The following is an 18,607-nucleotide window of genomic DNA, read 5'->3' as shown; positions in this document are numbered from 1 at the left end:
ATATTTACTTATAAGGTTTATTAGAGAGTTTCTCTGGTAAACCTTTTTTATTGGAATGGTAATAACAAAACAGACTTGGAAGTGAGTTTTCCAAGCCTGTTTTGTTTTTGTTTTTTATAAATACCCTTTAATCTTCCAGCTTATCGTACCAGTTAATTTTTAATAACCAAGTGGTAATTGCTGCAACACCAAAGGCGATCAATGCCAGATAGTTTTCTCTTACTACTAAATAAATTGGGAATACAACCAAAGAAACCTGCCATACAATACCTATTAGAATATTGACCATATCTCGTCTAAAAGAAGTGTTTATTTTAAAATTAGGCTCTCTTTCGAGTAGTTTTTGGCGAATAGGTTCCCAAAAACCCCAAGGTCTCACTCTTTTATAAAACTCTATCAGCTCGTCATCTGCTTGAGGTTTGGTAAAATAACTACCAACAATACAACCCACTGCAGATAAAACAAACATTAATGGGAATCTGGCCAAATCTTCTGGCAATGGAATAAAGGATACATCTACAAAAGGCAAGATAGGTAAGAATAATGAAGCTAAAACACCGGCAAGCATTCCCCAGAAATAACCATAACCATTTAATCGCCACCAGAACCATTTTAATAGGTTTGAAACTGCGTAACCTCCATATAATGCATTCACTATCCACTGTGTTACTTGATTGATAGAATCGGTTGCAAAACCAAAACCCACACCTATAATTAACACTACGATGGTAGACAAATAACTCATTTTTACATAAGTTTTTGGTTCTGCATCTGGGTTGATGTATTTCTTATAAATATCATTTACTAAATAAGCTGGCGCAGCATTTACAGTAGCTGCCACGGTAGACATAAAAGCAGCGAGTAATCCCGCTAAAAGCAAACCTACCAAACCAATAGGAATATAATTTTTAATAACATGTGGAAGCACCAACTCGAAATCAGCAACACCAGTCGTACTGTTTTGCAATGGTTCTAAGCCCAACTCATTTACACTTGCCAGACCTAAAATTGCAATACCAGCAATTAACATATATCTCGGCATAAACAAAACCAAAGAAACTAAACCACTCATTTTTGCAGCTTCGGTTGGCGATTTAGTAGAAAGCACACGCTGCATGTCGTAGTTAGGCGCAGGACCAGCTAAACTCACTAGTATTCCTTTAAATACCATCATCATAAAAAATATGCTGAAAAGCGAATAGCCATCTTTTTGAATCTGCTCATTTACTGCGGCAATATCCCATTGCAAATCGAGCTCCCAACCAAAAAACAGGTTATACCAACTATCTGGAACAATTTGGCTAACAACATCAGCAGGTACTTGGTACATAGCTACAATACCCACTGTAATTGAAGCTACTGTCATCACTAAAAACTGAACAACCTCTGTAAGTACTACGCTGTACATTCCTCCTTTTACTACATAAAGGGCTGTAATTCCTATAAAAATTAAGCCGTATATATTGGGTGTAAGTTGGTAAACCGACTCACCTAATGTTAAACTCTTTGGCAAAAAGGTATAAGCAAATTTTCCAATACCTTGGAAAGCATAAGCCAAATAACCGACAACCGTTACCAAAGCAAAAACAATTACTATAATGTTTGAAAGCTTGGCACCTTTACCAGAACCAAAACGCGTTTGTATCCACTCGGCTCCCGTCATTACATTTGATCGCCTCAACCATGCCGAAAGGAACACCATTAAAAATATCTGATTGAAAACTGGCCAGAGCCACGGAATCCATGCACTTTTTAAACCATATATAAAGCAAAGTGCTACGAGCCACATTGTACCAGTGATATCGAACATTCCAGAAGCATTAGATACACCTAATACATACCAAGGAAGACTTTTACCACCAAGAAAATAAGCTTCGAGATTTGCTGATGCTTTTTTAGAAATGTAGAAACCTATAAAAACAGTCAAAAACAGGTATAATACTATAATAATGATATCAACTACTGATAACTCCATCTTCAGATTTATTTATCTCTCTTAATTTTTTAAATTACAATATATGCCTTATTCTTCACTCCTAAAATATAAGTAAGTGCGAATAAATCTGATTAAATGTCAGTAATTTAGATAAGGTTTTTACACTAGTATAAACCTGATAATAAATAGTAGTGTAATTACATACACCACAGGATGCACTTTAGCAGCGTCTCCTTTCACTACTTTAATTAATGTATAAAATATTAAGCCTGCAGCTATCCCATTTGCTATGCTGTAAGAAAAAGGCATGACTGCTATAATTAAAAAAGCTGGTATGGCTTCTTCTAAATTATCGAAGTTAATATGCTTTAAAGATGACATCATGAGCACCCCAACCATAATTAAGGCAGGAGCAGTTGCCGCTACAGGTACAATGCCTGCAAATGGTGCCAGAAAAACTGAAAGTAAAAAAAAGATAGCCACAAACACTGCTGTTAAACCGGTTTTACCACCGGCAACAATTCCAGAACCGCTCTCTATGTAGGTAGTTACAGAAGATGTACCCAACAAAGCACCTAATGTAGTGGCAATTGCATCGGCTGTTAAAGCTCTGTTCATTCTTGGTAGTTTGCCATCTTTATCTAAAAAACCACCTTTAGCGGCTGTACCAAGTAAAGTACCTATGGTATCGAACAAATCTACCAGTGTAAAAGAAATTACAACTGTAACTATGTTTAAAAACAGTTCTGAGAAAGAGATTTCTCCCTCAGCATTATAAAGCAAACCGTTAAAATCCAGCTTAAAAAAAGTTGGACTTATATCGAAATTGCTCAGTGTAAATGTATCAGGAATTTGGGTAACTCCCATAGGAATTCCGATAAGCACAGTTAAAATAATTCCGAAAAACAAGGCTGCTCTTACTTTTAATACCATTAAAGTACTCAGTAAAGCAAAACCCAATATGGCTAATATTACAGAAGGATTTGAAAAGTCGCCAAACTCTAAAACCTGAGAAGGTGCACCTAATACCTCGCCAATCATTTTTCCCTGATCGAACTCTTCTGTTGCTAGAATAATATCGATAATCGGTCCCTGATTAAAACGGATAATTCCTGCATTATTAAAACCAATTAATGCGATGAACATACCGATACCTGCAGGAATCGCCAACCTAATAGATAATGGAATAGCTTCAACTATTGCTTTTCTTGTTCCTGTTAAAGTAAGAATGATAAATAATACACCTGAAATAAACACTGCTGCCAATGCTTGCTGCCAAGTGTAACCCATCCCTAAAACTACTGTAAAGGTGAAATAGGCATTTAACCCCATACCCGGTGCCTGTGCAAAAGGGTAATTTGCCAGTAAGCCCATTACCAGTGTACCCACTCCCGCCGAAATGCAGGTTGCCAACATTACACTGTTAAAGTCCATTCCGGTTTTAGAGAGTATGGCCGGATTTACAAAAATGATGTAAGCCATGGTAAAAAAGGTAGTCAAACCGGCAATGGCTTCTTGCCTAAAGTTTGTTTTGTTCTCTTCTAACCGGAAAAAATTTTTCATGAAAGGGGCTATTGAGTTGAAATTCTATTTCTACCCAATATTATAACTAAAAGAATTGAAATTAAAACTTGGAAAAGTAATATTGTAAAGAAATTACTCAATAGGTAAAGAAAGTGCTTCCAAATCTGCTTTGCCTACTCGTTGCAGTTGCTGAAAAAACTCTCTTTCTTCTTTTCTGATGTGTTTTTCTAATCGTTCACCCAAGTCGTTCATAAGTTCAATATTGGGATCTATGGGGTTTAGAGATAGAAATTTTTCTTTTAATACTTTATGCTCTTCTTTTAATTCATTGGCGAGAAACTCCAATTGTTCATCTATCTTCATTGCCATGGGGAAAATGTGTTTCTCTTCTATCTCCATATGGTCTTCAATAAGATTTACATAAATGCCAATTGCGTACTCGACTTTACCTTCGGGAGTTGTGGGTAAGCCCTTATAGGCTGGTGCATTCTTTTTTAACAGTTGGGCAAGCATTAGCATTTTTCTATGCTGCCTAGAAACGGGAGTAAGTTTTGGATGTCTGCGCATAGCTAGAAAAGTTTTATTACTGCATTTAATCAAGATAGCTAAAATAAAAGCAATTAAAAAAATCTACTTTGCTTTCCATTTCTTATGAACTCTACAAGGTTAAAATCAACCTTCAACTAAATATTTTTTAATAAAACTAAGGATTTAGTTTTGAAAACTAATCTTTTAGTTATACATTTGGTTTGACAAGATTAAGGCACACCTGTAAAGAAAGCCAATAGTGGAAGATAATAAAAAAAGCAGGTAATGCAGTTTAGCAACCACTAAAAAACTATTAAATATGATTTTGTACTTAATTGAGGTAATCAGTTGCAGCATCGTTTTTCTGCTGATCTACCAATTTGCATTTAGAAACGATACCTTCTTTTTAAGAAATAGAATTTACTTACTGCTGGCTCCTATTCTATCATTTTTATTACCACTTTACCAATGGGATTTCAGCTTTTTGGGTACCTCTAACGAATTTGCAGAAACACTCACGCTAACTCAAGTACAAATCTATAGTGGTGAAACAGACTCAACTCAAAATACTATATGGTTTTTAATCGGAACAGCAGCCTTGGGTAGCTTAGCTTATTTTATTTATACAAGCATATCCATTCTAAAGATTAGAAATTTACTAAAAGGTGCTACAAAAGAACAGTTTAAAGATTATACCCTTGTAGAACTTAACAATGCTTACGAACCCTTCTCTTTCTTAAGATATCTATTTATTGGAAAGAACTCTAAACTTACTAAAGACGAAAAGCAAATTATTATCAAACACGAAGTGGCCCACATCAAAGGAAAACATAGTTACGACATTATTTATATGGAGTTGCTTTGCGGTTTGTGCTGGTTTATTCCTCTATTCTTTATCTACAAGAAATTAATAAAAGAAGTACACGAGTTTATTGCTGATAATGAAGCTTCGCAAACCAGTGGCACAAAAAGTTACGCCAAGCTTATGGCTCAAAGTACACTTAACTCATTAAGCCTAAATCTCTCTCATAACTTTTACCAATCGCCAGTAATTAAGCGCTTGGAGATGATTCACAAAAAAAGGACTCCATGGGTAAAGCAAACTAAACTGCTCATGCTTGCTCCAACAATTCTATTACTCACATTGGCTTTCTCTTGCGATGGCGACGAAGATTTACAACTCACAGCAAATGGCAAGGTAGAATCTAAATCAATTGAAATAGATGAGTCGGGAGAGATATATGAGATGCTCAAAGAGTCTGCAATGCCACAAGAAGGTTATAGAAAATTTTATAAACGCATTCAAGAAAATTTGCAATACCCTGAGCAAGCAAAAAGGATGGGAGTTGAAGGTAAAGTATATGTTTTATTTATAGTAGATACCGACGGTTCTATTTCAGAAGTGAAAGCAATTAGAGGAATTGGAGCCGGATGCGATAAAGAGGCTGTAAGACTTATTGAAGAAGCTGGTGACTGGACACCGGCTATAAGAAAAGGTAAAATTGTAAAACAAAGAATTGTACTACCAATCAACTTTAAACTGAATTAATTTCCAATCGCAATACAGATATAAATTTTAAGATTCAATACTTTCATTTTCACAATACATTCAATTATTCTCTTTAGTAATTTTTTTTCAGGTAAAGCCTGATAACCCAAGCAAAAAACAAAACAATGAAAAAACTAACCACTGCCGAAGAGCAGATAATGCAGGTCTTATGGAAACTGGAAAAAGCCTTTGTAAAAGACATCATTCCAGAATTGCCAGACGATCCGAAAACGGGTAAAAAGCCTGCATACAACACTGTTTCTACCATCGTCAGAATATTGGAAACCAAGGGTTTTGTAGACCACAAAGCTTATGGCAAAACTCACGAATACTTTCCAATTGTGTCGAAAGAAACCTATAGCAATATGTTTCTAAAAAACTTTATGGGCGACTATTTCAGCGGCTCTTTCCAAAAAATGGTCTCCTTCTTTATGAAGCAAAACGACATAAAACTCAGTGAGATGGAACAACTCATGAAACATATGGAAGATAACCAATCTACTGAGGACGATTCTCAAGAACAAAAAAATGATTAAGATATGATCTTATACTTATTACAGGTAACATGTTGCAGTATCCTTTTTCTGCTCATTTATCAATATCTCTTAAGAAAAGATACCTTCTTTTTAAGAAATAGAATTTATCTTCTTTTAGCTCCGGTTTTATCTTTTGTACTTCCCTTGTTCCAATGGGATTTGAGTTTTTTTACCAAAGACTCAATTGCCGGAATAGCTAGTACAATTTTACTGGAACAAGTACAAGTTTATGGTTTCGATGCAAATGAAAACACCATACAGTTTGAAACTTGGTTGGCAGGTATTGCTATTATTGGTTCGGTACTTTACTTGGCATATACGGGTTTAGGTTTACTCAAAATATCAAACCTATTAGAAAAATCTCCAAAAAAGTACCTACCAGAATACACATTGGTAGAATTAGATAGCAACCAAGAGCCATTTTCTTTTATGAGCTACCTTTTCTGGGGAAAAACATCTCAACTCTCAGAAACAGAGAAACAAATTATTATCAGACACGAGCTGGCTCATATTAAAGGCAACCACAGCTACGATGTTTTGTACATGGAGCTACTCTGTGGTTTATGCTGGTTTATTCCGCTGTTCTTTATCTACAAAAACTTATTAAAAGAATTACACGAGTTTATTGCAGACGCAGATGCTTCGCAAAGCAGTGGAACAAAAAATTACACCAACTTAATGGTGCGTAATACACTCAACTCTTTAAATCTCAATTTATCTCACAATTTTTATCAATCTCCCATAATTAAACGATTAGAAATGATGAACAAAAAAAGAACCCCTATTGTAAAGCATGTTAAGTTACTGATGGTTGCCCCAGTAATCGCCCTACTTAGTTTTATGTTTTCTTGCGAAGGAAACCAAGATGAAGCAGGTTTTCCCACAGAAGAAATAACAGAAAAAAAATCACTAGAATTTGATACCTCAGATGATATCTTCGAAATAGCTGAAACATCAGCAGAGCCAATTGGCGGTTATGCAGCGTTTTACACTTATGTTAAAGAAACTTTAGTCTACCCTGAGCAAGCAAAGAGAATTGGTGTAGAAGGCAAAGTATATGTACAGTTTGTAGTAAATACTGATGGTTCTCTTACTGATATAACAGTAATAAGAGGAATCGGTGCTGGTTGCGATGCCGCTGCGAAGAAAATATTAGAAAATGCGCCAAACTTTACTCCTGCTGAGCAAGCTGGTAAATATGTAAAACAAAGAATTGTATTGCCCATTAATTTTAAGTTAGGCTAATTCTTAGTGTTGATAGTTGTTATAGGCACAGCAAATATTGTTGTGCCTTTTTTATTGCCTTTCTGTATCCTTTTGGGCTGTTTGTATTATATAGATAACAACTCAGCGCTGGGTGGTTTTAAATTACTTCCAACTAAAACCACTTTAAAAAATGATATATTTATTAGACTCTCTGGGCATTTTTGGAATCGCCCTCTTATTTTTTGCCGTGCTCATCGGCATTATACTTTTTCTTAGGTTTTTTATCTCCAAAAAATCAAAAGAAATACAAACTAAAACCTATAAGCTCAATCCTTTGAGTAAGAAGTTTACCGAGGTAGATGTAAACCGTTACAGAGGAATTATCGCCAACATTGGTCTTGCTCTCAGTATGGCACTTGTTCTGAGTGCTTTCGAATTTCCCGATTTTGAAAAAAGCTTTGTAGTAGACATATGTAAACTCAAACAAACTGAGATTGACACCATGATGACAGTAATAACTAAATGGGAAGAGCCAAAACCTCCAAAAGTGAAAGCACCATCTATTGAGGTTGTAGAAGAAGAAGTTCCAGAGGAAGAAAATATCGATTTTAGCATGGATGTACTAGAAGATGATATTATAGAAATAATAGAAATTGTAGATGATGAACCTGTGGAAGAAGTAGTAATAGAAGATGTATTTGATATAGTAGAAGAAAGTGCGTCACCAGTTGGTGGCTTTAAAGAATTTTACAAGTTTGTAAAAAAGAAAATTAAATACCCGAATCAGGCAAAGAGGATTGGTGTAGAAGGCAAAGTATATGTACAATTTGTAGTAGATAAAGATGGCTCCATTACAGAAGTTACTGCTATTAGAGGTATTGGTGCAGGGTGTGACGAAGAGGCTGTAAGAATTCTTTCTTTAGCTCCCAAATGGAATCCGGGTAAACAAAGAGGTAGACCTGTAAAGCAAAGAATTGTTATCCCGATTAATTTTAAGCTAGGCAATTAAACTTAATAAAGCGTCGCTTACACCTCATTCCCAGTGGAATTTTTCCTTTGGGAATTTTTTTTTGAAAAAAATTAAAATTTTTTCTGTAACCCCTGTATCTTTTTCAAAATCCTGCATTACACCTACAAATCATGAAAAAACTCAACTTAAAATATTTTTCAACTAAAAACACTTTTAATTATGATTAAACTCTTAGACACAGTAGGCATGGCAGGTCTTCTTGTTATCTTTGCAGTTTTTCTAGTAGGTACTATATTTTTATTAAAGTACATTATTGGGAAAAAAACATCTGAATTAACTGCTTCTGGAAATGCAGTTGCTCCGTTGCAAAAGAAACATGCAGATGTAGATATTCACAAATATCGCAAAGTAATCGCTAATGTAGGTTTAATGCTTAGCCTTGCAGTTGTTCTAGCAGCATTCGAATTCCCTGAGTTTGACAAAGCAGAACTTGTTGACCTTGGTACTCTTCAAGCTGAAGTAGAAGAAATGATGGAAATTCCTCCTACAGAACAATTACCTCCTCCTCCTCCAAAAATTGAAACCCCTCAAATTGTAGAGGTTCCAGATGAAGAGGAAATTGAAGAAGAAATCGAGATCGACCTTGACATGGAAGCTGATGAAGAAACTGTAATTGAAGAAATTATAGTTGAGGAAGAGCCCGTTGAAGAAGAAACAGTTCAAGAAATTTTCGAAATTGTAGAAGAAAGTGCTGAGCCAGATGGCGGTTATGCAGAATTCTACAAATACGTGAAGAAAAAAATTAAATACCCTAACCAAGCAAAAAGAATGGGTGTTGAAGGTAAAGTATACGTGCAGTTCGTAGTAGATACTGATGGAACAATTATCGATGTAAAAGCGATTAGAGGTATCGGTGCAGGATGTGACGAAGAAGCAGTAAGAATCTTACAAGGTTCTCCAAAATGGAAGCCAGGTAAGCAAAGAGGTAGAGCTGTAAAACAAAGAATTGTACTTCCTATCAACTTTAAGCTTGGATAAGTCGCTTAGATAAGCAAAAAGACTCCGAACTCACTAAGAGTTAAAAATAATGAAAGCCAAAAAAGAAGCCTTGCTGTGAATATTTCAGCAAGGCTTTCTTTTTTTATAATATATCTAATTGCTATTCGCTAATTAATCCAGCTCTTTTTAGCAATGCTTTTGGAGATGGCTCTTTTCCTCTAAACCTTTTGTAAAGCTCCATTGGATGTTCGCTACCACCAGCAGACAACACATGCTTTTGAAATAAATCAGAAACTTCTTTATTAAAAATACCTTTCTCTTTAAAGTATTCGAAAGCATCTGCATCCAAAACTTCTGCCCATTTGTAACTATAATAGCCAGAAGAATATCCACCTTGGAAGATATGTGCAAATGCAGTACTAGAAAGCATTCCCGGCACTTCAGGGAATAATTCAGTCTCTTTAATCAATTCCTTCTCGTAAGCATACACATCATCAATCGCAGAAGTATCTGTGCCGTGCCAGCCCATATCTAACAAACCAAAGCTCAATTGTCTTAGCGTTTGGTAACCTTCCATAAAGTTGGCGCTGTCTTTAATTCTGGTAATCAAATCTTCAGGAATCTTTTCACCGGTTTCGTAGTGGCGAGCAAACAGGTCTAGACATTCTTTTTCGTATGCCCAGTTTTCCATAATTTGAGATGGAAGCTCTACAAAATCCCAGTAAACATGTGTTCCAGATAAGCTACTATAAACACCTTCTGCCAGCATACCGTGCAAGGCGTGGCCAAACTCATGGAAAAGTGTAGTTACTTCATTAAAAGTAAGCAAAGATGGTTTTGTAGCAGTTGGCTTCGTAAAGTTACATACGATAGAAACATGTGGGCGAACATTTTTACCATCTTCTTTGAACTGACCACGGTAAGAGGTCATCCAAGCTCCTGCTCTCTTTCCTGCTCTTGGGAAAAAGTCTGCATAGAACACCGCTTTGTGTTTACCTGCTGCATCCAACACTTCGTAAGCTTTTACATCTTTGTGGTAAACAGGAATATCTTTATTCTCTTTAAAACTAATACCATAAAGGATCTGGGCTACTTCAAATACACCATCAATCACATTCTCCAATTTGAAGTATGGTTTTAGTAACTCATCATCTATAGCATATTTTTCTTTTTTCAACTTCTCAGAGTAGTAGGCGAAATCCCATCTTTCCAGTTTCTCAATACCATCGAGCTTTTTAGCATAAGCGGTTACTTCTTCTACATCTTTCTTCGCTACTGGCTTAGAATAATCTAGCAACTCTTTTAAGAAGTCTGTTACTTTTACTGGCGACTCAGCCATTCTTTCTTCTAAAACAAAATGCGCATGTGTTTTATAGCCTAACAAATTAGCGCGCTGCTGTCTAAGCTGAACAATTTGCTTTACAATCTCTCTATTATCATTTGCATCACCTTTATACCCTCTCGAAGCAAAAACTTTGTACAATTCTTCTCTGCGTGCTCTATTGCTGCAATAGGTCATAAAAGGCACATAACTCGGATAATCCAACGTAACTACCCATGCTCCTTTTTTACCTTTTTCTTCAGCTAAAGCTGCGGCCGCTTCTTTCGAACTTTCGGGCATTCCTTCTAGCTCTGCTTCATCTTCTAAAACCATCATATACTCGTTGGTTTCTTTTAAAAGATGTTCGCCAAACTCAAGAGACAACTGAGACATTTTTTTGTCTATTTCTCTTAGTTTGGTTTTGTCTTCGTCGTTTAAGCCTGCTCCGTTTCTTACAAAAGATTTGTATGTTTTTTCGAGTAAAGTAGCTGCTTCGGGAGTTAAATCGTATTGGCTTTTTTGCTCATAAACTGTTTTAATTTTTTCAAACAGTTTCTCGTCTAGCAATATATCGTTGTGATACTCTGTGAGTAATGGAGAAATCTCTCTGGCAAGCTTCTGAATTTTGTCGTTCGTTTCTGCACTATTTAAATTAAAAAATACGCCTGCAACAATACCGCTCAATCGTCCACCACGCTCCAATGCTTCTATTGTGTTGGCAAAGGTAGGTGCTTCTTCATTTTGTGTAATGGCTGCAATTTCAGCTTTTGCTATCTCAATAGATTTTTTTATAGCAGGCAAAAAATGTTCAGGCTTAATTTGATCAAATGGTGCTGTTTCAAAAGGAGCTTCAAATGGCTCCAACAATGGATTACTCATTGATTATATCTTTGGTTAATTAATATATTATTTTGAAGTTGTTTAAAGTTATTTCTTTAGGCTGTAAAATTCGTCTTGAAAGGAAATACTTAATTAATTTTTATGCCCGTAGCTATCTACGAAATTTAAAATTGCATTACCTTTCCTTACATCACTTCAATTTCGATATTAAACAAAAACTTTAGACAACTTCATCGTCAAGATTTAAATTTATAAAATTCTGTAATTCCAACTTACTAAGTGCACATAAAGTTACGGCTGAACAAATCTTTGTTAAAAAAGATTTATCTATCTATAGCTCATCTACATCGGCTATAATATTCGGGAAAGTCACATTTTTTTATTATTTTAAATGATTATCCGTAAAGCTACCACAAAGTAAATAGGGTATGGTCTGCCCTTCGAAATTAGCTCAAAAACAGGTCATTATGGATAGTATTATTGAATTCATGTAAGCGTACCGCAATGAGCAGGTATGCCGTGAGCGTTTCAAGGAAATCAGGGATAAAGCAGGTGTTTGTTGCAAGAAATGCGGTAGCCAAGAGCATTACTGGCTAAATAGCAAGCAGATGTACCAATGCAAGTCATGCAGTTTTAGGACAGGCCTCCGCAGTGGCACCATCATGGAAGCTTCCAAACTTCCGTTTCGCTACTGGTTCGTTGCTATCTGGCTGATGGGCTGTAGCAAGAAAGGTTCTTCTGCCTGTAATGTGCAGAGGCAGCTCAATCATAAGCGCTATGAACCTATCTGGGCAATGATGCACAAAATACGCTCTGCGATGGGCCAACGGGACAACCACTACTTGCTGGGAGGCAATATTGAGGTAGACGAAGGGTTCTTTGAAACACTAGTACCCGAGGGGCAGAAGGAAGAGGAGAGAAAGCGGGGAAGGGGGAGCCAGAAGCAGACCATGGCGATGGTCTTTGCACAGACAGAGGTGGTGCTACAGCCTAAAAAACACCGCCCTTCTAAAAGGTGCAAGTATTTCAAAATGGCTGTATGCGCTGATTTTACAGTAGAAACTGCTAGAAATACGATTACCCGGCATGTTGCCCAGAATGCCAAGATGATTACAGATGGCTATTCAACCTATCAGTCACTGGCAGGAGAGTTCGAGATGGATGTGGAAAAAGTGCCCTCAAAACAGGCCCATATCAAACTACCTTGGGTACATACAGCCATTGGGAATGCAAAGAAAGTCCTACAAGGGATATATCAGCATACAAGGCCAGGGTATCTACAGAATTATCTAGATGAGTTCTGTTACAAACTCAATAGAAGATACTTTGAAAATGATATTTTTGACAGAATATTAATTGCTTGTACGCTCACTTGAGCTTGTGGTAAGAATACGGATAATCATTTTATTTTAATAAACTCGCTTTTCCCTTACACTAGAGAAAAACACCCAAGCTTTTAATAAGATGATTTTTGATCTTGTATTCTTTGTATTGGCATTTTTCATGAGCATTCCGTTGGTGGGTGCCTGGTATGCTTCTTCCAGAGGTCGTCGCTTTTGGTTGTGGTATTTTCTTGGGCTTTTTTTTCCCATAATATCATCTATTATACTACTATGCTTACCAGATATTAAAAATCCTATCGAAAAAGAACTTCAAACAATCAGAATTAAAAATAAAATGCTTGGCTTAAAAAGTGAGACTACTAACGATACAGGTAAGTTTAATAAGCTACTCAACAAAGCATCTAACAGAATAGCATTCGAAATTGAAGTATCTGATAAGAAAAAAAGTATATATCCTGTAATCGATAACATCCCACTGAATAAGATTATTCTTAATGCAAAAAGTAAAAGTTATTTTAAAAGAAAGAAGGATTTAATAATCTCTTACCAAGGTTTACCTGCCGAGATGGTTTTACCTCCATCCAAACATTTTTTGGGAATGTCTAATCCAGTTTTTGTACAATCTACCAAAAACAATATTGTGGTACTTTTCGATGATGTACTCGAAGAACACATTTACTTTAAAATTGAACTTTTGAGGAAGTACATTATTTGGCATCAGTTCGAAAAAAGAAAGGATAATAAACTGGTAAAATCCTATGAGAAAACTGGTCCTTTTGTGTTCGATAGGTGGCAATATGAACTAGAACTTAACGATGTTTCTTATCGGTATAAAAAAATGGTGTAAATCAATGAACTTGCAGTGCTTTTATTTTGCAATTATTCTAAATATAGCTATAATTAGAACAAATAAATAACATTTACTATCACATTGCCAAATGGTGTATTGAAAATGAGCGAGCATTCGAAAAGGAACTATAAAGAGAAAAAAAGAAAAAGGGAAATTAAGAAATCGCAGGTATCTGAATCGTTACTCGTAGAGGTCGCCTGGGAAGTGTGTAACCAGGTTGGAGGTATATATACTGTTATACGTTCTAAAGTTCCAGCGACAACACATCTTTGGGGTGAAAAATATTGTCTCATTGGGCCCTATGTTCACCAGAGTGTTTCTATTGAGTTTGAACCAATAGAAAATCCCTCAGACCCATTTTACATTGCAGCTAAAAGAATGCAAGATCAGGGATACGAAGTTCACTATGGACGATGGCTAGTATCTGGCCGACCAAAAGTTATTTTGGTGAATCCTTACAGCATTATGCATAGATTAGGAGAGATTAAGTACGAGTTGTGGGATCACCATAACATTCCTAGTCCAGATGGCGATTTTCTGTTGAATGATACGCTTGCATTTGGCTTTATGGTAAAGCTATACTTAGCAGAACTTTCTAATAAAGATGTTACAGAAAAGAATATTATAGCTCATTTTCACGAATGGATGGCTGGTACTCCCATTCCTGCCATAAGAAGAGAGAACATCAACGTTACCACGATCTTTACCACTCATGCTACCATGTTAGGTAGGTATCTGGCAATGAACGATCCTTTGTTTTATGATTATCTTTCTTTTTACGATTGGGAAAAAGAAGCTACTCATTTTAATATTGAACCTCAAGTAAAAATTGAAAGAGCTGCTGCACACGGAGCCCATGTTTTTAGTACTGTAAGTGATGTAACTGCTAATGAATGCTTGCATTTGCTAGGAAGGCAGCCCGATGTAATTCTACCAAATGGTTTAAACATTCAACGATTCTCGGTTTTACACGAAGTACAGAATCTTCACCAAACATATAAAGAGCAAATTCACGAGTTTGTAATGGGGCACTTCTTCCAGAGTTACCCATTCGATCTAGATAAAACCTTGTATTTCTTCACTTCTGGTAGGTACGAGTATAAGAACAAAGGCTTCGATGTTACCATGGAAGCACTTGCCCGCCTAAACTGGAAATTGAAGGAATCTAGAATAGACACAACTGTAGTTATGTTTTACATTACTAAAAGACCAGTTGTTTCTATTAACCCAGAAGCTTTGCAGTCTCGGGCGATGATGCGTAAAATTCGTGAAACTTGTGAAGCCATAGAAAGACAAGTAGGTGACAAACTCTTTTATGCTGCGGCAGTAAGTGCAGACCATAGACTGCCATCTTTAAATGAGTTTATCGATGACTACTGGAAACTTAGACTAAGAAGAACACTACAAGCTTGGAAAAGCAATAAGCTACCACTTGTAGTTACACATAACTTGCAGGATAATGATAATGACGAGTTATTAAACTTTATCAGAAGCTCTAATATGATTAATAAAGTGGATGATAAAGTGAAAATCGTTTATCACCCTGATTTTATCCAAAACACCAATCCGCTTTTCGGTATAGATTACGACGAATTTGTGAGAGGTTGCCATTTAGGTGTTTTCCCTAGTTATTATGAACCATGGGGTTATACACCATTAGAATGTATTGCTAGAGGTGTTCCTACTATTACCAGTGACTTATCTGGTTATGGAGATTATGTATTAAAAACAGATGAAGATCATGAAAAGAATGGCGTATATGTGGTAAATAGAAGGTATAGAAATTACGACGATGCGGCAAATCAGTTAGCTGATCAGATGTATAAATTTGTGATTACTCAACGAAGCGAAAGAATTCTACAAAGAAACAGGGTAACTACTTCGGCTGAAAAATTTGACTGGGAGCATCTTACTTTGTATTATGAAAAAGCCTATGCTTTGGCTCTAGAAAGATTAAAAAGTGAATATTAATCTTAATTAAAAATACATATAAACAAAGCAGCTATTTAAACCTTAAGTAGCTGCTTTACATTTTCGTAAGCAATGTATTTATTTTCTACTGCGTGTTTTGCTCCTTTATCAGAATGTTCCATCAAAACCATATTCACCCTGTACTTATCCCACAACTCATCTGAAATTGAATTAACAGCAACTTGTCGAGATTCTGAGCCAATATCTCTTATATAAATAGATAAAACTCTATCTGGATATTCTTCTACAACCTCTTTATAAATCTCAGCGTCTTTCTGCCCACTATCTCCTAATAGTATAAAATTTAAGTTCGGGTACGATTCAAAAATAGTTTTGATTTTATCGTATTTATGCCCGTGTTTTAACAATCCTCCTTTCCAGAATTTAAACTTTAGCGAATCTCTTTTTCTAAAATCATTGAGCATAAAAACTCCTTTAGGAATTTTATGTAAATCGCAAAAATCTACCAGCAAATCGTAAAGATTCCAATCGCTGCTAGAAACATAGAAAAAAGGATTTTTTCCTCCATTTACCATTCCATCTAGCAAAGCATTGTAGAAGATAGATGCGCCAGAAAAAGTCTTACGAGTAAAAGCGTTTTTCCATAGCAACTGCCTCATTTTTAAAAAGAAACTAGTAGAGTAAGATATAAGAAAGGTATCATCAATATCAGAAATTATCCCATATTCACACTCAGAAGATGGAATTAAAACTTCTGCCTGATGTATTTCAGTTTTATCTACAGATCGGTGTATACTTGTTAGAAACTTCACATCTCCTGTATACCAGCTTTTTTTTGGGTTTTCTAGTTCAGTTCCTTTAAACCTTACTTCAAAAAAACCTCTCTCGTCTGTTAATATCCTTTGTTTCTGACCACTAAAGCAAACTTCTAGTTCTACTCCCGAAATACCCGGAGTTAAATAACGCTCTAGCATTGCAAGCAGATTCCATATTCTCCACGCACCTTCTACTGTATTTTTTAAACCATAACTTTTAACAAGCCTACCGCTCATGTATACAGATTCTGCATTACCATAACCACGATAAGTAACTATTGCTGGTTTGCTTAATTTGGAACTTATATATTTTTTTAATTTTCTTAATTGCAAGAAGCCCATAGTTAATTTGATAGTACACTAGCTTATAGAATGTAATTATTACTAATGGTATGTATATACTTATCTCTTATTTTTACCAAACTGTTTAGAAAAAACGGATAAATCATTAGAACTTAAAATACGATTAACAGTATGATGATTCATAAAATGGGTTGGCTTTTTCAGAAGGTTTTATACCCAACACTTACTTGGAGTCGCTACAATAAGGATAAAACGATCTACCTCACTTTTGACGATGGCCCCATTCCAGAAATGACTCCCGAAATACTTGATCTCTTAAAAACGTATAATGCAAAAGCCACTTTTTTCTGTGTTGGTGACAACATTCAAAAACATCCTGAAATTTACCAAAGAATTTTAAAAGAAAAGCATAGTACAGGTAATCATACTTTTAATCATTTAAATGGATGGAACACACCCGATACTAACTATTTTGAAAACGTGAATTTATGCAATTCAATAATAGATAAATATGCTGTAAAAGATAATTGTTCAAAACTTTTGAGGCCGCCTTATGGAAGAATAAAACAATCTCAAATTAAGCAGTTAAAAGCAAAATATGAGATAATTATGTGGGATGTTTTAACAGGAGATTTTGCTGCTTCTATTAGCCCAGAAAGCTGCTTAAACAAAGCAATTAAATACACTGAATCAGGCTCAATTGTAGTATTCCACGATAATTTAAAGGCTAAAAAGAATCTCGACTACGCATTACCAAGATATCTCGAACATTTTACACAGGCAGGTTATTCTTTTAAAGGATTATAAGATTAGATTTTCGATTGTTAAATCAATTTTTTGATTTTTTATCTATTTTAAAGTTTGAAGAATTTAACTTTGCCCAAAAAACAGAACCATAAATTATGCTGAATCCCGGAGAAGTAAGCCTTGAGCAACTGGCAATACATTTTGTTGGAAACCCGATACAAGACGAGCTCTTAATGCTATCTGACGAACCAGTAGTGTTAAAAGATGAAGCGATACTGCATTTGCTTCAACAGTATTTCTTTAAACCATTTAAAGGAGACAGCTATTATCATTTTATGCACGAAGCTGAAATTAGCTTGAATGAAGTTTTTAATGCAGCTTTTACCATTTTTAATGACCCAGACACCCTGTTTGAACAGTCTAAGAAACTTGCTAAGCATTTATTTAACAAAACTGATCACCCGAACATAAAAGGTGGTGAGTTATATGTAGCCTATTTAAAAGACTGCCAAACAGAAGGAGAAATAACAGATGCTATTGGTATTTTTAAATCTGAAAGTAAAGAAACTTACCTTAAGGTTTTTCCAGATGGCACACGCTACGGTATAGAACAAAGAGATGGCATCAATATTAACAAACTGGATAAAGGTTGCCTCATTTTTAATATGGAAGCAGACAAAGGTTATAAAGTAGCTATGGTTGATACCACCAGCCGTGGTGCCGAAGCAGCTTACTGGAAAGAAGACTTTTTACATGTAAAATCTAGAGAAGACAACTTTTACCATACTCAGAATTATATGCACCTCACCAAAGATTTTGTAAAGGATGTATTTAATGAAGATCATGGTGTTGATCGCTCAGAGCAAATTGTGATGATGAATCGTAGCGCAGGATATTTTAATGATAAAAAGGATTTCAATATTCAGAATTTTGAAGAGGAAGTGATGCAAGAGCCAGAAGTGATTGAAGCCTTCAACGATTATAGACAAAAATATCAGTCAGATAAAAATATGCCTATGTTCGATGAGTTTGCTATTTCGCCTTCAGCAGTTAGAAACAATAAAAAAATATTTAAAAGTATTCTAAAGCTTGATAAAAACTTCCATGTATATATTCATGGAAACCGCGATTATATTACCAAAGGTTTTGATGAAGAAAAGGGTATGCACTTTTATCAACTCTTTTATAGAAACGAGCAATAAGAAATT

At 35.5% G+C, this 18,607-nt stretch carries 15 protein-coding genes and 1 pseudogene; 11 read left to right on the top strand and 5 right to left on the bottom strand.

The features are described from left to right. Positions 1–127 precede the first annotated feature (127 nt). From OQ292_RS13390 to OQ292_RS13380, 3 genes are all read right to left on the bottom strand, one after another. Positions 128–1,975, bottom strand: a complete 1,848-nt coding sequence (locus tag OQ292_RS13390; RefSeq protein ID WP_284682639.1) for a sodium:solute symporter family protein — start codon at positions 1,973–1,975, stop codon at positions 128–130. A gap of 120 nt (positions 1,976–2,095) precedes the next feature. Next, positions 2,096–3,499, bottom strand: coding sequence for an NCS2 family permease (locus tag OQ292_RS13385; RefSeq protein ID WP_284682638.1), 1,404 nt, complete (start codon positions 3,497–3,499; stop codon positions 2,096–2,098). Between the two features lie 93 nt (positions 3,500–3,592). After that, positions 3,593–4,027 (bottom strand): hemerythrin domain-containing protein, encoded by a 435-nt coding sequence (locus tag OQ292_RS13380; protein WP_284682637.1) that lies wholly within the window; start codon positions 4,025–4,027, stop codon positions 3,593–3,595. 280 nt (positions 4,028–4,307) lie between these two features. On the opposite strand from OQ292_RS13380, the gene OQ292_RS13375 reads away from it, so the two are divergent. The 5 genes from OQ292_RS13375 to OQ292_RS13355 all read left to right on the top strand — a co-directional run bounded on the left by OQ292_RS13375 (position 4,308) and on the right by OQ292_RS13355 (position 9,287). Beyond that, entirely contained in the window at positions 4,308–5,537 is a 1,230-nt protein-coding gene (locus OQ292_RS13375; protein ID WP_284682636.1) for a M56 family metallopeptidase, read from the top strand. Between the two features lie 125 nt (positions 5,538–5,662). Then, positions 5,663–6,073 (top strand): BlaI/MecI/CopY family transcriptional regulator, encoded by a 411-nt coding sequence (locus OQ292_RS13370; RefSeq protein WP_284682635.1) that lies wholly within the window; start codon positions 5,663–5,665, stop codon positions 6,071–6,073. Positions 6,074–6,076: 3 nt separating this feature from the next. Beyond that, on the top strand, positions 6,077–7,318 hold the full coding sequence (locus tag OQ292_RS13365) for a M56 family metallopeptidase (protein WP_284682634.1): 1,242 nt from the start codon (positions 6,077–6,079) through the stop codon (positions 7,316–7,318). Between the two features lie 151 nt (positions 7,319–7,469). Beyond that, entirely contained in the window at positions 7,470–8,288 is an 819-nt protein-coding gene (locus tag OQ292_RS13360) for an energy transducer TonB (protein ID WP_284682633.1), read from the top strand. A 180-nt stretch (positions 8,289–8,468) separates the two neighbouring features. Then, on the top strand, positions 8,469–9,287 hold the full coding sequence (locus tag OQ292_RS13355) for an energy transducer TonB (RefSeq protein ID WP_284682632.1): 819 nt from the start codon (positions 8,469–8,471) through the stop codon (positions 9,285–9,287). Between the two features lie 121 nt (positions 9,288–9,408). Here OQ292_RS13355 and OQ292_RS13350 read toward each other — a convergent pair whose 3' ends face one another. Continuing rightward, complete coding sequence (locus OQ292_RS13350; RefSeq protein WP_284682631.1) at positions 9,409–11,448, bottom strand: M3 family metallopeptidase; 2,040 nt, start codon at positions 11,446–11,448, stop codon at positions 9,409–9,411. 476 nt (positions 11,449–11,924) lie between these two features. Here OQ292_RS13350 and OQ292_RS41105 point away from each other — a divergent pair. The 4 genes and pseudogenes from OQ292_RS41105 to OQ292_RS13335 form a co-directional block, all read left to right on the top strand. After that, positions 11,925–12,029 (top strand): annotated as a pseudogene (locus OQ292_RS41105) (IS1595 family transposase); the annotation flags it as partial. Positions 12,030–12,071: 42 nt separating this feature from the next. Then, positions 12,072–12,785 (top strand): IS1595 family transposase, encoded by a 714-nt coding sequence (locus OQ292_RS13345; RefSeq protein WP_284682630.1) that lies wholly within the window; start codon positions 12,072–12,074, stop codon positions 12,783–12,785. 88 nt (positions 12,786–12,873) lie between these two features. Then, positions 12,874–13,599 (top strand): hypothetical protein, encoded by a 726-nt coding sequence (locus tag OQ292_RS13340; protein ID WP_284682629.1) that lies wholly within the window; start codon positions 12,874–12,876, stop codon positions 13,597–13,599. A 105-nt stretch (positions 13,600–13,704) separates the two neighbouring features. Continuing rightward, positions 13,705–15,573, top strand: coding sequence for a glycosyltransferase (locus tag OQ292_RS13335; RefSeq protein WP_284682628.1), 1,869 nt, complete (start codon positions 13,705–13,707; stop codon positions 15,571–15,573). Between the two features lie 35 nt (positions 15,574–15,608). Here the strand turns inward: OQ292_RS13335 and OQ292_RS13330 are convergent, their stop codons facing one another. After that, positions 15,609–16,682 carry an App1 family protein phosphatidate phosphatase gene (locus OQ292_RS13330; protein ID WP_284682627.1) on the bottom strand — a complete coding sequence of 358 codons (1,074 nt, stop codon included), beginning with the start codon at positions 16,680–16,682 and terminating at the stop codon, positions 15,609–15,611. Between the two features lie 141 nt (positions 16,683–16,823). On the opposite strand from OQ292_RS13330, the gene OQ292_RS13325 reads away from it, so the two are divergent. Both OQ292_RS13325 and OQ292_RS13320 read left to right on the top strand, forming a co-directional pair. Next, complete coding sequence (locus tag OQ292_RS13325; RefSeq protein ID WP_284682626.1) at positions 16,824–17,459, top strand: polysaccharide deacetylase family protein; 636 nt, start codon at positions 16,824–16,826, stop codon at positions 17,457–17,459. Between the two features lie 95 nt (positions 17,460–17,554). Further along, positions 17,555–18,601 (top strand): nucleoid-associated protein, encoded by a 1,047-nt coding sequence (locus OQ292_RS13320; RefSeq protein WP_284682625.1) that lies wholly within the window; start codon positions 17,555–17,557, stop codon positions 18,599–18,601. The last annotated feature ends 6 nt before the right edge of the window (positions 18,602–18,607 follow it).

Source organism: Chondrinema litorale (assembly GCF_026250525.1).
Taxonomy (GTDB): Bacteria; Bacteroidota; Bacteroidia; order Cytophagales; family Flammeovirgaceae; genus Chondrinema; species Chondrinema litorale.
This window is presented reverse-complemented; position numbering and strand designations above follow the sequence as displayed.